Raw genomic sequence first — 12,888 nt, 5'->3', positions numbered from 1 at the left:
CAGACCTAGCGGCGCTCAGGGCGCTTTCGCCGCTCAGTTCCTGAGCCGGTAGCCGGTCCTGAAGATCCAGGCGACGATCGCTATGCAGATCAGCAGAAAGACGATCGTCATGCCGAGGCTGATACCGACCGAGACATCGGATTTGCCGTAGAAGCTCCAGCGGAAGCCGCTGATCAGATAGACGACCGGATTGAACAGCGTCACCGTGCGCCAGATCTCGGGCAGCATGTTGATCGAATAGAAGCTGCCGCCGAGGAAGGTCAGCGGCGTGATGATCAACAGCGGCACCAGCTGCAGCTGCTCGAAACTCTTCGCCCAGATGCCGATGATGAAGCCGAACAGGCTGAAGGTCACCGCCGTCAGCACCAGGAAGGCGAGCATCCAGAACGGATGCAGGATGGTCAGCGGCACGAACAGCGAGGCGGTGGCCAGGATGATCAGACCGAGAAGGATCGACTTGGTCGCGGCGCCGCCGACATAGGCGATGACGATCTCCAGATAGGAGACCGGCGCCGACAGAAGCTCGTAGATCGAGCCGACGAATTTCGGGAAGTAGATGGCAAAGGAGGCGTTGGAGATCGACTGCGTCAGCAGCGACAGCATGATCAGACCCGGCACGATGAAGGCGCCGTAACTGATGCCGTCGATCTCGGTGATGCGCGAGCCGATGGCCGAGCCGAAGACGACGAAATACAGCGATGTCGAGATGACCGGCGAGACGATGCTCTGCAGCACGGTGCGGAAAGCACGCGCCATTTCCATCCGGTAGATCGCCCATACGGCGCGAAGGTTCACGGCTCCCTCCTCACCAGATTGACGAAGATCTCCTCGAGCGAAGAGTTTTGCGTGTCGATATCGCGGAACTGGATGCCGCCGGCCTCGAGATCGCGCATCAACGAGGCGACGCCGGGCCGCTCGGCCTGATTGTCATAAGTGTAGGTCAGCTGCCCGCCATCGGGCGACAACTCCAGCGCATAGCGCGAGAGCGCCTCGGGAATGGCCGTCAGCGGATTGCGCAGTTCCAGCACCAGCCGCTTGCGGCCGAGCTTGCGCATCAGTTCGGCCTTGTTCTCGACCAGGATGATCTCGCCGCGGTTGATGACGCCGACCCGGTCGGCCATCGCCTCGGCTTCCTCGATATAGTGCGTGGTGAGGATGATGGTGACGCCGTCCTCGCGCAGCCGGCGCACCATCGCCCACATGTCCTGGCGCAGCTCGACGTCGACGCCGGCGGTCGGCTCGTCGAGGAACAGGATGCGCGGCTCATGCGACAGCGCCTTGGCGATCATCAGCCGGCGCTTCATGCCGCCCGACAGGGTGATCGCCTTGGCGTCCTTCTTGTCCCACAGCGACAGGTCGCGCAGCACCTTCTCGACAAAGCCGGGGTTGGCCGGCTTGCCGAACAGGCCACGGCTGTAATTGACCGTCGCCCAGACGCTCTCGAAGGCGTCGATTGTCAGTTCCTGCGGCACCAGCCCGATCAGACCGCGCGCGGCGCGATAATCCTTGTTGATGTCGTGGCCGTCGACGGTGACGGTGCCCGACGAACGGTTGACGATGCCGCAGACGATCGAGATCAGGGTCGTCTTGCCGGCGCCATTGGGTCCAAGCAGCGCGAAGATCTCGCCGCGCTGAATGTCGAGATTGACTTCCTTGAGCGCGGTGAAACCGGTGGCGTAGGTCTTGGAGACCCCGGAAATGGACAGGATGGAAGGCATGGATGAAAACGGCTGCTTGAAAGAGGTCCCCTGATATAGGCCGAATGTCGGTGCTTGCAACCGTAAGTCAATGCCCTGCTGACAGTTCTCGACAATCGTGCCGGCCGGCCGTTGCAGGTGCGGCGCACAGGCCCGGAGTTGCACGGCACGCAACCGGCAAAATTGTCCTGTGGCGTTCAGCCTCGCGGCAGGACGCCGCTTTGACCTGAACTCGCTTCGGGCCTATCTTTCGCGAGTATTTGCAGCAGCCGGAGCCCATCATGGACCCGCTCATACTTTCGCGTATCCAGTTCGGCGCGAATATTTCATTCCATATTCTATTTCCGACGATCACCATTGCGCTGGGTTGGGTGCTGCTGTTCTTCAAGCTGCGTTACAACGCGACCAACGATTCCGCCTGGATGCGCGCCTATTTCACCTGGGTGAAGGTGTTCGCGCTGTCCTTTGCCATGGGCGTGGTTTCGGGCGTCACCATGAGCTTCCAGTTCGGCACCAACTGGCCGGGCTACATGGAAAAGGTCGGCAACATCGCCGGGCCGCTGCTGGCCTACGAAATCCTCACCGCCTTCTTCCTTGAAGCGGCCTTTCTCGGCATCATGCTGTTCGGCTTCCGCCGCGTCTCCAACCGCATCCACACGCTGGCGACGGTGCTGGTCGCCGGCGGCACCACCGTCTCGGCATTCTGGATCATCGCGCTCAATTCCTGGATGCAGACGCCGGCCGGATTCGAGATGCGCGACGGCGTGGCGCATGCGGTCGACTGGTGGGCAATCATCTTCAACCCGTCGATGCCCTACAGGCTGACCCATATGCTGCTGGCGTCGGGGCTGACGGTGTCGTTCCTGATCGCTGGCCTGTCGGCGCTGCGCTATCTCACCGGCGACCGCTCGGAATCGATGTGGAAGGCGCTGCGCACCGGCGTCTTCACCGCGGCGATCCTGATCCCGATCCAGATCTTCGCCGGCGACCAGCATGGGCTGAACACGCTGGAGCACCAGCCGCAGAAGATCGCCGCCATGGAGGCCAACTGGAACACCGGCCCCAACGTGCCGCTGGTGCTCTTCGCGCTGCCCGATGAGGCGGCGAAGGAAAACAAATTCGAGATCGCCATTCCCGATGGGGCCAGCCTGGTGCTGCGGCACTCGGCCAGCGGCGTGGTGCCGGGACTGAACGACTATCCCGGCAATCATCCGCCGGTCTTTCCGGTGTTCTGGGGTTTCCGCATCATGGTCGGCACGGGCATATTGATGCTGCTCGTCTCATGGTCGGCGGCCTTCTTCCTCAAGCGCCGGCACAGCTTGCCGAAGCCGCTGGCGCTGCTGATGGTGCCGATGGCGCTGTCGGGCTGGCTGGCGACGCTGGCCGGCTGGTACACCACCGAAATCGGCCGCCAGCCCTGGCTGGTGACCGGCGTGCTGAAAACCGCCGACGCGGTTGGCCCGGTGGCCGGCAGCCATGTCGCGCTGACGCTCACCATCTATCTCATTCTCTATGTGCTTTTGCTGATCGCCTATCTCGGCGTGCTGGTGCACCTGGCGCTGAAGGCGGCGAAGGACGGCGACAACTCGCCGTTGCCCGGCGTGCTCAACGCGCCGATGTCGCAGCCGGCTGCGGGGGAGTGATTTGATATGGCACTCCAGCCGGGCGCCGGCGCGGCCCCTCACCTGCCTGCCGGCATCCTCTCCCCGTATAGGGACGGGGAGAGGGGCGCTCGCATCGACGGTTTCGCCAATCACCAGCGTTGCAAGAAAAGCGCCGAGATTGCGGCCAGCCCCCTTCTCTCCGTCCCTATACGGGGAGAAGTGCCCGGCAGGGTGATGAGGGGCGGCGCCGACTTCGGCAATCGATCTGAAGCCTCGATAGAGTCCCATCCGATCACATCGCGATTAGCCGGCTTTGGTGAGTGAGGAGAAAAAGATGACCTTCGACTGGCCAACCGCGCTTCCGCTGATCTTCGCCGGCCTGATGGGCCTCGCCATCCTGATCTACGTCATTCTCGACGGTTTCGATCTCGGCATCGGCATTCTGTTCGCCGCCGCTGAAGACGCCGAACAGGATACGATGATTGCCGCGATCGGCCCGTTCTGGGACGCCAACGAGACCTGGCTGGTGCTGGCCGTCGGCCTGCTGCTGGTCGCCTTCCCGCTGGCGCATGGCGTCATCCTGACGGCGCTCTACATTCCGGTCTTCGTGCTTTTGCTCGGGCTGATCCTGCGCGGTGTCGCCTTCGATTTCCGCGCCAAGGTGCCGACCGAGCGCAAGCACCGCTGGAACCGTATTTTCTTCCTCGGTTCGCTCATCGCCTCGCTGGCGCAGGGCTATATGCTGGGCGTCTATGTGCTCGGGCTCGACGTCGGCCTCGGCGGCACGGCGTTCGGCGTGCTGGTGGCGTTCTGCCTTGCCGCCGCCTACGCGGCGATGGGCGCCGCCTGGGTGATCTACAAGACCGAAGGCGACTTGCAGAAGAAAGCGGTGCGCTGGCTGCGCACCGCGCTGGTGCTGACCGCGCTCGGCATGGCGGCGGTGTCGCTGGCGACGCCCTTCGCCAGCCCGCGCATCTTCGACAAATGGTTCGTCTGGCCGGAAATGCTTTATCTGTCGCCGCTGCCGATCCTGTCGGCGCTTTTGTTCCTGTGGCTGTGGCGACAGACCTTCCATCTGCCGAAGCCCGACGACCGCCATTCGCTGATGCCGTTCCTGACGCTGGCCGCCATCTTCGCGCTCGGCTTTGCCGGCCTCGCCTGGTCGTTCTACCCGTTCGTGGTGCCCGATCGCCTGACCATCTGGCAGGCGGCTTCCGCGCCGGAGAGCCTGGCCATCATCCTCGCCGGCACCGTGGTCGTGCTGCCGGTCATCATCTTCTATTCGTTCTATGCCTACCGGGTGTTCGGCGGCAAGGCGACGGATCTGACGTATGATTGAAGGGGATGGCGGGAGCTAATCTCCCCCCTCGAGGGGGAGATGTCGCCGAAGGCGACAGAGGGGGTCGCCACACGTAGAGCGCCAACTTCCTTCTATCGCAAGAGGCCGAGCCCAGTCTGACCGACCCCCTCTGGCCGCTTCGCGGCCATCTCCCCCTCGAGGGGGGAGATTACCAGCGCTCAGCTCAATTGCTCGCCGACAGCACCAGCACCGGCTTGTCGCTATACAGCGTCGGGAACAGCGCCTTGAGGTTCGCCACCTTGGGCAGGTCGTTGTAGACGATGTAGGGATAGGTCGGGTTCAGCGTCAGGAAGTCCTGATGATAATTCTCGGCCGGATAGAAGGTCTTGCCGGTTTCCAGCGTGGTGACGATCGGCTCCGGGAACACCTTGGCCTGGTCGAGCTGGGCGATGTAGCTTTGCGCGATCTTCTTCTGTGCATCGTTTTCGGCGAAGATCGTCGAGCGGTATTGCGTGCCGGAGTCCGGACCCTGGAAATTCAGCTGGGTCGGGTTGTGGGCGACCGAGAAATAGACCTGCAGCAGCTGGCCATAGGTCACCTTCGATGGATCGTAGGTGATCTCGACGGATTCGGCATGCCCGGTGCTGCCTGAGCCGACCGTCTCGTAGACGGCGGTGTCCTTGTCGCCGCCGGAGTAGCCGGAGACGGCCCTGGTGACGCCCTTGACGTGCTGGAAGACGCCCTGCACGCCCCAGAAACAACCGCCGGCGAAGATCGCCTTTTCAGTGCCGGCGGCCGCCTTCTCGTCGATTGCCGGCGGCGGGATCTTCACCGCGTCCTCGGCCGAAACCGCCGGCGTCAGCCAGAAGGCGGCGCCAGCGGCGGCAAGTGCAAGCGCGGCGAGGGCGCCTTTGACAAAGCCGAGCGAACGGTTTGAAATCTTGATGTTGGTCATGGTTGCACTCCTCGTGGCTTCCATAGGGATCAGTCTATTGCATCAAATAGTGCGGCGCGACGCACATTCGCGTGCGCCGAATGCGGAATCTTACCGTCAGCGCTGCCCCTCACTGTCCTGCCGGACATCTCTCCCCGTAGAACGGGGAGAGAGCAGCTGGCCGCGACGCTGGCGTTTCTACCTGCAACACCGATGATTGGCGAAACCGTCGATGAGCGCCCCTCTCCCCGTCACTATACGGGGAGAGGATGCCGGCAGGCAGGTGAGGGGTAGCGCCAAGGGCCGCCCTTGTGAATGAACGGCTGAGACGCGGCAGAACTAGTTGGCCGGAGCCATCGCATCCGTTGCCGGTTTCATCGCATCCGTCGCCGGCTTCATGGCGTCGGCGGCCGGCTTCATGGAATTGGTTTCCATCGGATCGGCCGGCTTCATTGCATCCGTTGCAGGCTTCATCGCATCCGCGGCCGGTTTCATGGCATTTGCAGCCGGCTTCATCGCGTTGGTCGCGTCGTCGGCGCGGGCGATGCCGCCGGCAAACAGCGCCGTCGAGCACAGAGCGAGAGCGAGCGCCGGCAGCGTCAGGCGGGAAATGGTCATGATGGTCTCCTTGGGTTGGTCGTGAAGGCGCGCCCTCTTGGCGGCCGTGCTATGCGGCGCCGCTCCATGCGGCGTTGCGCAATCTCTTGTTGAAGCGTGATCTAGTTTGTCGCGGCGGCCAGGATCGGTCCGCCACCGGGCGACTGCACGAGCACGGCCGTGCTCAGGCCGCCGGATGCGGCGGGCAGCGGATACGTCGCGGCCGCGCCGGTCCAGCCGCCGAGTTTTTCGAGCGCATGCACGACATTGGCGTGCGGCAAGGTGCGGCCGGTGTTTTCGCCGCGCGACACCGGCACCTCGACGATGCCCTTGGCATAGCGCACCAGCCAGACATCGGCGTGGCCGCCAGGTACGGCGCCGGCGCCGATGCTGATCTTGCCGCCATCGAGCGACAATGCCGGGCCGCTCGTCCGGCCGCTCACCGAGATCAGCTTTTCGATCTCGCCAGGTGCGGCGCCGACGACATCGGCATGGCCGTTGACCACCACTTGCGGCGTGAACGGCCCGTCATGACCGAGCGCCGGCTCGTAATTGACCTGGCGCCGGGTGAATTCCTGTTTTCCGAAAATGTCCTTCCAGCCGAGATAGTCCCAGTAGGTGACGTTGAACGACAGCGCCAGCACGCCGGGCTGGTCCTTGACCCTGATCAGATTGGCGTTGGCCGGCGGGCAGGACGAGCAGCCCTGGCTGGTGAACAGCTCGACCACGCTGAGCGGCTGGGCGGCGGCCGCACCGAGCGATGCCGCCAGCGCAAGCGATGAGAGGCTGGACACTGTGACGAACTTGCGGGACATCGGCTTGCTCCGTGGGCGGCGGCGCCTGAATGCACCGCTGATATCCCCACTTCGCCGCTGTCGGCGCCTTCGTTACAGCGCTCACCGGTTTGTGATCGCTAGCGTTCTTCCTTCTCCGCAAGGGGAGAAGGCAAGAAGAGCAGCTTCTACTGCGTCAGCCGCGTGTTGTTGGGCCGCTTGTTGAAGTCGCACTTGCCGGTGACGTTGTAGAAGAAGTCGGCGTTGCTGACGGGCGCCGGGACCTTGTTGCCGCCGTCTTCCCAGGCCTGGTAGGCTGTCGATCCACAAGGAACGAGGCCAAAGATATCGACGATTTGGCCGGTCGCCATTTCGGCCGGGGGGATGTCCTTGCTTGTCGAGCTATAGAGCCGGTTGGACGTGGCCGGATCGTTCGAATAGAGGTTTTGCGGATTGCCAGATGGGACGTTCATCTGCAGATAGAGGCCAGCCATCTGGCTGACGTCGATTGAGGCACCGGCGGTGTTGCCGGCAGCCATCGTGTCGACGCAGTAATATTTCGTGCCAAACTGGTCGGTGTTCAGCGTCACCCCGTCAGGCGCCTTTTTGCCGACCTTGCAAACCTGCGTTTGGGCCACCGTGGCGACGCCCAGACTGTCGATCTTGCTGACGGTGGTGGTGCCGTACCCTTTGGGATCCGTGCCCCCGCCGTATTTGTAATCGATCGTCATCAGAGGCTTGCCCTCCTTCGCACCGAACATCGTGCCGTAGAGCGTCATTGTCTTGTTCCAGTAGCCCGACACGCCGGTGACCTTGAAGGTCGCCTCCACCAGGGCCGGCGCCTTGTTCACCGCCGACGAGACACCGATCGCCACCGTGGGGATCCTGGCGATCTGCATGAACACGGTTGGCATGGCGAAACTCGCCTCGGCCAGCGCGGTGGCGGTGCCGTTGGCGCTGACGTCGAAGCTGTTCAGGGTCGCTGCGCCCCGTCCGCCGTTTTCTCTGTAGGTATCCTGGAGCACCACCTGGCGCTGCGGCTTCGTCGAGGCCGTATCCATCGTGGTGATGGACAGGATCGCGGCGTCGAGTGCCGCCTGCTCGTTCGACCTGGTCTGAACCCCGGAGGTGTAGTCGACGGAAAAGCCGACCGCGGTGATCAGCGGTATCATGGCGAGAACAAGTATCGGTGCGAACGAGCCGCTCCGCGACTCGATAAAACTGCCTGCAAGCCCCCGCATGCCTTCGTCCTTACATCAGATATTTCCCTCCGCTAACATGCCGATCACAAATTATGCTCTAACGCGTGTGGTTAAAATTTATCTATTTTTCGAGGAATCCGGGGGAAAGGCGACAAGCGCCCGCACCACTCGCCTCGGCAGCCGCCTGCTCTGCTTTCCCGGCAGCGGCTGTACGGCTTGCCAGGCAGCGGGCCGCGCCACATGTGCGGCGGCAGCCTGCCGCTTGCCCGGACAAGCGCCCCCTGCTAAACGCGCGCCATGAGCACGCCCCTCGACCACATCCGCAATTTCTCCATCGTCGCCCATATCGACCATGGCAAATCCACGCTTGCCGACCGGCTGATCCAGCTGACCGGCGGACTGGAGCTGCGCGACATGAAGGAGCAGGTGCTGGACTCGATGGACATCGAGCGCGAGCGCGGCATCACCATCAAGGCGCAGACGGTGAGGCTGAAGTACCGCGCCAACAATGGCGAGGACTATATCCTCAACCTGATCGACACTCCCGGCCATGTCGACTTCGCCTATGAAGTGTCGCGTTCGCTGGCCGCCTGCGAGGGTTCGCTGCTGGTGGTCGACGCCTCCCAGGGCGTCGAGGCGCAGACGCTGGCCAATGTCTACCAGGCGATCGACAACAACCACGAGATCGTCGTGGTGCTGAACAAGGTCGACCTGCCGGCCGCCGAGCCCGAGCGCATCCGCGAGCAGGTCGAGGAGGTGATCGGCATCGACGCCTCCAACGCCGTGCTGATCTCGGCCAAGACCGGCCTTGGCATTCCCGACGTGCTGGAGGCCATCGTCCACCAATTGCCGCCGCCGCGCGAAGGCGACGCGTCGGCCCCGTTGAAGGCGATGCTGGTCGACTCCTGGTATGACGCCTATCTCGGCGTCATCGTGCTGGTGCGCGTCATCGACGGCGTGCTGAAAAAGGGCCAGACCATCCGCATGATGGGCACCGGCGCCAAGCACCTGGTCGAGCGCACCGGCGTGTTCACGCCGGCCCGCATCAATGTCGACGAGCTCGGCCCCGGCGAATTCGGCTTCTTCACCGGCTCGATCAAGGAGGTGGCCGACACCCGCGTCGGCGACACCATCACAGAGGACAAGCGCACCACGGCCAAGGCGCTGCCCGGCTTCAAACCGGCGCAGCCGGTGGTGTTCTGCGGCCTGTTCCCGGTCGACGCCGCCGATTTCGAGGATCTGCGCGCCGCGGTCGGCAAGCTGCGCCTCAACGACGCCAGCTTCTCCTTTGAAATGGAAACCAGCGCCGCACTCGGCTTCGGCTATCGCTGCGGCTTCCTTGGCCTCTTACATCTGGAAATCATCCAGGAGCGGCTGGAGCGCGAGTTCAACCTCGACCTGATCGCCACGGCACCGAGCGTCGTCTACCGGCTGGCTCTGACCGACGGCTCGATGAAGGAATTGCACAACCCGGCCGACATGCCCGACGTGGTGAAGATCTCGGCGATCGAGGAGCCATGGATCCGCGCCACCATCCTGACGCCCGACGACTATCTCGGCGGCATCCTGAAACTTTGCCAGGACCGGCGCGGCATCCAGGCCGACCTCTCCTATGTCGGCAAGCGCGCCATGCTGATCTACGATCTGCCGCTCAACGAAGTCGTCTTCGACTTCTACGACCGGCTGAAGTCGATCTCCAAGGGCTACGCCTCCTTCGACTATCACCTGACCGACTACAAGGAGGGCGACCTGGTAAAAATGTCGATCCTGGTCAATGAGGAGCCGGTCGACGCGCTCTCCATGCTGGTGCACCGCACGGCGGCGGAAAAGCGCGGAAGGCAGATGTGCGAGAAGCTGAAGGAGCTGATCCCGAACCATCTGTTCAAGATTCCGATCCAGGCCGCCATCGGCGGCAAGGTCATTGCGCGGGAAACCATCTCGGCGCTGCGCAAGGACGTCACCGCCAAATGCTACGGCGGCGACGTCTCGCGCAAACGCAAGCTGCTGGACAAGCAGAAAGAAGGCAAGAAGCGGATGCGGCAGTTCGGCAAGGTGGATATTCCGCAGGAGGCGTTTATCCAGGCGCTTAAGATGGGCGACTAAGCGGTTCGGCCTTCGGCCGAACGCATCGACCCGGTTGGTCGATGCGAGCACAAGTCCGGGTGGGAGCTGCCGGAGGCAGCGCGCACCCTGCCAGCGCGGCGGTGGAGCTGCACGATTGGGATCAAGCCATCGGTGCCGCGCCGCGGCGCTCGAGCGCGGTCTTGCGGATGATTTCCGCGATCTCCGGGCTGCTGCTACACAGCATCTGGAAATCCGCCGCGTGCAGCGACAGGAGGGAGACCGCTGTCGCGGCGTTGACGGTCGCCGAACGCGGTTCGCCGCTGATCAGCGCCATCTCGCCAAAGAAGGAGCCAGGGCCAAGCTCCACCGGGTTCGGCGTCGCGACGCTGACGCGCCCCTCCACGACGAAGAACATCCGATCCCCGGTCTCGCCACTGCGGCAGATCACGGCGCCCGCCGGCAAGTTGCGAGGTCTTAGCGCGCGCACGATCTCGACCAGCACGGCCGGGCCGAGCTTCTCAAACAAGGGCACGCCGGCGACCAATTGCCAATTGCGGACGAAATCCTCGCGACGGATTTCCTGATAGAAGCCGGAGGCAAGAATGCCGGCCCAGAGCGCGAAGATGCCGATGCCAGTCATCATGACCGCCCCGGCAAGGACGCGGCCGGCGAAGGTTTGCGGAATGTGGTCGCCATAGCCGGTGGTGGACAGCGTGACCACCGCCCACCACATTGCCTCGGGGATGCTGCCGAACTTTTCCGGTTGGATGTCGCGCTCGATGACATAGGCGGCGAGTGCGACACCAAACAGAACGACGCCGAAGAGCGTGGTGACGCCGATCAGGTTGCGCGCTTCGTTGGCCAGCACCCTGCCCAGCACCGGGAAGAAGGTCGAGTCGCGCAGCGGTTTCAGCAGCCAGACACCACAGTAGAGGCTCCAGTCGGGCGTGCCGCCGAGCAGAAATGCGGCGAGTGGAACCAAAACCGCGAGCACATCGATGGCGATTGCCGGCGTCCTGTCCCGAAGGTCTCCCGCCCGGTGCTTGAGCAGCGTCGCGGCCATCTGCAGAAGATAGGCGCCCCAAATGACCGCGAGCAGTGCGGTCAGAGCCAGTCTGCTTCGTCCGGACAGGTTCGGTGTCGTGAGCGCAGCCACCACCAGAAGCCCAGGGGCAGCCAGCACCGCGTTGAGCGGCGCGTAAATTCTCAGGAAAGGCAGTACCGACATTCTGTGCCCACGAGCGGCTACTATTTGCCAAAGTAGGCTGCCTTCAAGGGAAGCGTAAAGGTGCTTGCTGCGATCCGCCGATATCGGTTCTCGGGCAAGGCTGACTTTGTCAACTGCGGACGCGCTGCGGACCGCTCTCTCGACAGTCTCTGCCTTCACGCCTTGTCGATTTCGGGCTGACACTGGAGCCGCGTCGGGAAGTCAAACAGGTGAGAGCGCCTCGCCATCGGCGAGCATTGGATCAGACACCGTCCTGCGGTATCCTCGAGCCAGCTTGGGGAGACATCAAATGCGCACCACTTTAGACACCATCGCCGCGATCGGCCTCGCCATCGGCGGTGCCTTCGGCCTAGCCGGCACCTTCGTCGCCAGCGCCCCGCTGCGCGAAACGCTCTGGACGATCGACGGCGTGGCACTCGTGGTGGCGACCGCCCTGCTGACCATGAAATATCAGCGGTTGGGCAATGACTGCATAGCTGCCGGCTTCCTGACCTTCCTCGCCGGCGAGACCCTGCTGCTGGCGGGCAATGCGGCAGGACTGGAGGCCAGCGTGCCCTCCTATGTCGGCGGCATCTCGCTGTGGGCGGCGGCACTGGTCATGGTCAGCGCGCCGAAGACTTTCGCCCTGTGGATGCGGCTCACCGCGCTGGTGGCTGCCGTGCTGTTTGTCATCTCGGCTTGCATGATCCTCTGGGGCGCGCCCTTGCTGCCAACCTCGGCGCCGCTGCCCGCCGCCGGCTATCCGTTCCTGGTGCTGACCTTTGTTGGCTGGATCTGGACGTTGCTGAGGGCGGAACGGTGAGCCTTTGTCCGCTTCCGTACCAAACGTCCGACCTGGTTGATCCGGCATCGCCGGAACGGTAAAAAATCCGGGCGGCGGACCTTATCAGGTCGCCAGTGGCCGGCGCGGGCTCAGGCAACTGCCTCACCGGCATTCGCGCCGGCCACTTCTGCTTCACTTGCGAATGATCCAGTCGACGAGGCCGCTGTCGACATGCGCCTTATCAGTGAGTTTGCGCACCAAGGCCTTGGCGTGGTCCGCCCATTGCGCCTCAGGGATGAGGCGTTCGGCAATGGATGTCTTGAATGCCCTTCGCAACGCATGGAAAGTGAGCGCGGGGCCGTGGGGTCCTTCCATTGCATTGCTCCCGACGGGGCGGGAGCACGCTGACACTCTCAAGCACCAGCGCCCATACAGTGGCCAGCGACAGCGCAACCATGCGCCCTGTGGCGGCGGCGGTCCACCGCCTGGCACCGCACGTTTTGCGCCGTACATGAAATATAGGTGCTGGCGATGCGCGCTGACGCGCCTTGCCTCAACCTCACGGAGCAGGGAAGACCAATGTGGGCGCTGCCCCTCACCTGCCTGCCAGTGTCCAGCCGATAGATGGGTAACAGTTTGAACCGGATAGATAGGTAACAGTTTTCCCCCTTATGATGGGTTCGCGGCAGCGCCAAGCGGTTGGGTTGGCGCGGCGCTGCGGCGAAC

General features: G+C 63.6%; 12 protein-coding genes. 4 read left to right on the top strand and 8 right to left on the bottom strand.

The features are described 5' to 3' along the window. Window positions 1-33 precede the first annotated feature (33 nt). Both AC0L24_RS13975 and AC0L24_RS13970 read right to left on the bottom strand, forming a co-directional pair. The gene (locus AC0L24_RS13975; protein WP_127268577.1) at window positions 34-795 is read right to left on the bottom strand and encodes an ABC transporter permease; all 762 of its coding nucleotides are present in this window, start codon (window positions 793-795) and stop codon (window positions 34-36) included. Continuing rightward, window positions 792-1,718 (bottom strand): ABC transporter ATP-binding protein, encoded by a 927-nt coding sequence (locus AC0L24_RS13970; protein WP_127268578.1) that lies wholly within the window; start codon window positions 1,716-1,718, stop codon window positions 792-794. Before AC0L24_RS13970 ends, AC0L24_RS13975 begins: the two co-directional genes overlap by 4 nt. 260 nt (window positions 1,719-1,978) lie before the next feature. On the opposite strand from AC0L24_RS13970, the gene AC0L24_RS13965 reads away from it, so the two are divergent. Both AC0L24_RS13965 and AC0L24_RS13960 read left to right on the top strand, forming a co-directional pair. Next, entirely contained in the window at window positions 1,979-3,340 is a 1,362-nt protein-coding gene (locus AC0L24_RS13965; protein WP_473563860.1) for a cytochrome ubiquinol oxidase subunit I, read from the top strand. A gap of 295 nt (window positions 3,341-3,635) precedes the next feature. Continuing rightward, window positions 3,636-4,640 carry a cytochrome d ubiquinol oxidase subunit II gene (locus AC0L24_RS13960; protein WP_473563859.1) on the top strand — a complete coding sequence of 335 codons (1,005 nt, stop codon included), beginning with the start codon at window positions 3,636-3,638 and terminating at the stop codon, window positions 4,638-4,640. A gap of 184 nt (window positions 4,641-4,824) precedes the next feature. On the opposite strand, the gene msrA is transcribed toward AC0L24_RS13960, so the two are convergent. From msrA to AC0L24_RS13940, 4 genes are all read right to left on the bottom strand, one after another. Next, window positions 4,825-5,556 (bottom strand): peptide-methionine (S)-S-oxide reductase MsrA, encoded by a 732-nt coding sequence (gene msrA, locus AC0L24_RS13955; protein ID WP_473563858.1) that lies wholly within the window; start codon window positions 5,554-5,556, stop codon window positions 4,825-4,827. Window positions 5,557-5,874: 318 nt separating this feature from the next. Next, entirely contained in the window at window positions 5,875-6,153 is a 279-nt protein-coding gene (locus tag AC0L24_RS13950; protein WP_473563856.1) for a hypothetical protein, read from the bottom strand. A gap of 101 nt (window positions 6,154-6,254) precedes the next feature. Next, window positions 6,255-6,947, bottom strand: coding sequence for a DUF1223 domain-containing protein (locus tag AC0L24_RS13945; protein WP_473563855.1), 693 nt, complete (start codon window positions 6,945-6,947; stop codon window positions 6,255-6,257). A 146-nt stretch (window positions 6,948-7,093) separates the two neighbouring features. Then, complete coding sequence (locus AC0L24_RS13940; RefSeq protein ID WP_473563854.1) at window positions 7,094-8,146, bottom strand: TadE/TadG family type IV pilus assembly protein; 1,053 nt, start codon at window positions 8,144-8,146, stop codon at window positions 7,094-7,096. Between the two features lie 258 nt (window positions 8,147-8,404). Here AC0L24_RS13940 and lepA point away from each other — a divergent pair, with 258 nt between their 5' ends. After that, on the top strand, window positions 8,405-10,210 hold the full coding sequence (gene lepA / locus AC0L24_RS13935) for a translation elongation factor 4 (RefSeq protein ID WP_128289831.1): 1,806 nt from the start codon (window positions 8,405-8,407) through the stop codon (window positions 10,208-10,210). A 121-nt stretch (window positions 10,211-10,331) separates the two neighbouring features. Here lepA and AC0L24_RS13930 read toward each other — a convergent pair whose 3' ends face one another. Continuing rightward, window positions 10,332-11,399, bottom strand: coding sequence for a cyclic nucleotide-gated potassium channel (locus tag AC0L24_RS13930; protein WP_128289832.1), 1,068 nt, complete (start codon window positions 11,397-11,399; stop codon window positions 10,332-10,334). A 289-nt stretch (window positions 11,400-11,688) separates the two neighbouring features. On the opposite strand from AC0L24_RS13930, the gene AC0L24_RS13925 reads away from it, so the two are divergent. Next, on the top strand, window positions 11,689-12,201 hold the full coding sequence (locus AC0L24_RS13925; RefSeq protein WP_164895779.1) for a hypothetical protein: 513 nt from the start codon (window positions 11,689-11,691) through the stop codon (window positions 12,199-12,201). 153 nt (window positions 12,202-12,354) lie between these two features. On the opposite strand, the gene AC0L24_RS13920 is transcribed toward AC0L24_RS13925, so the two are convergent. Beyond that, complete coding sequence (locus AC0L24_RS13920; RefSeq protein ID WP_292695260.1) at window positions 12,355-12,537, bottom strand: hypothetical protein; 183 nt, start codon at window positions 12,535-12,537, stop codon at window positions 12,355-12,357. Window positions 12,538-12,888 lie beyond the last annotated feature (351 nt).

The sequence above is a fragment of the Mesorhizobium sp. WSM4809 genome (genome assembly GCF_055811655.1).
Note: the sequence above shows the minus strand (reverse complement) of the source record. Positions and strands in the feature narration are given on the sequence as shown.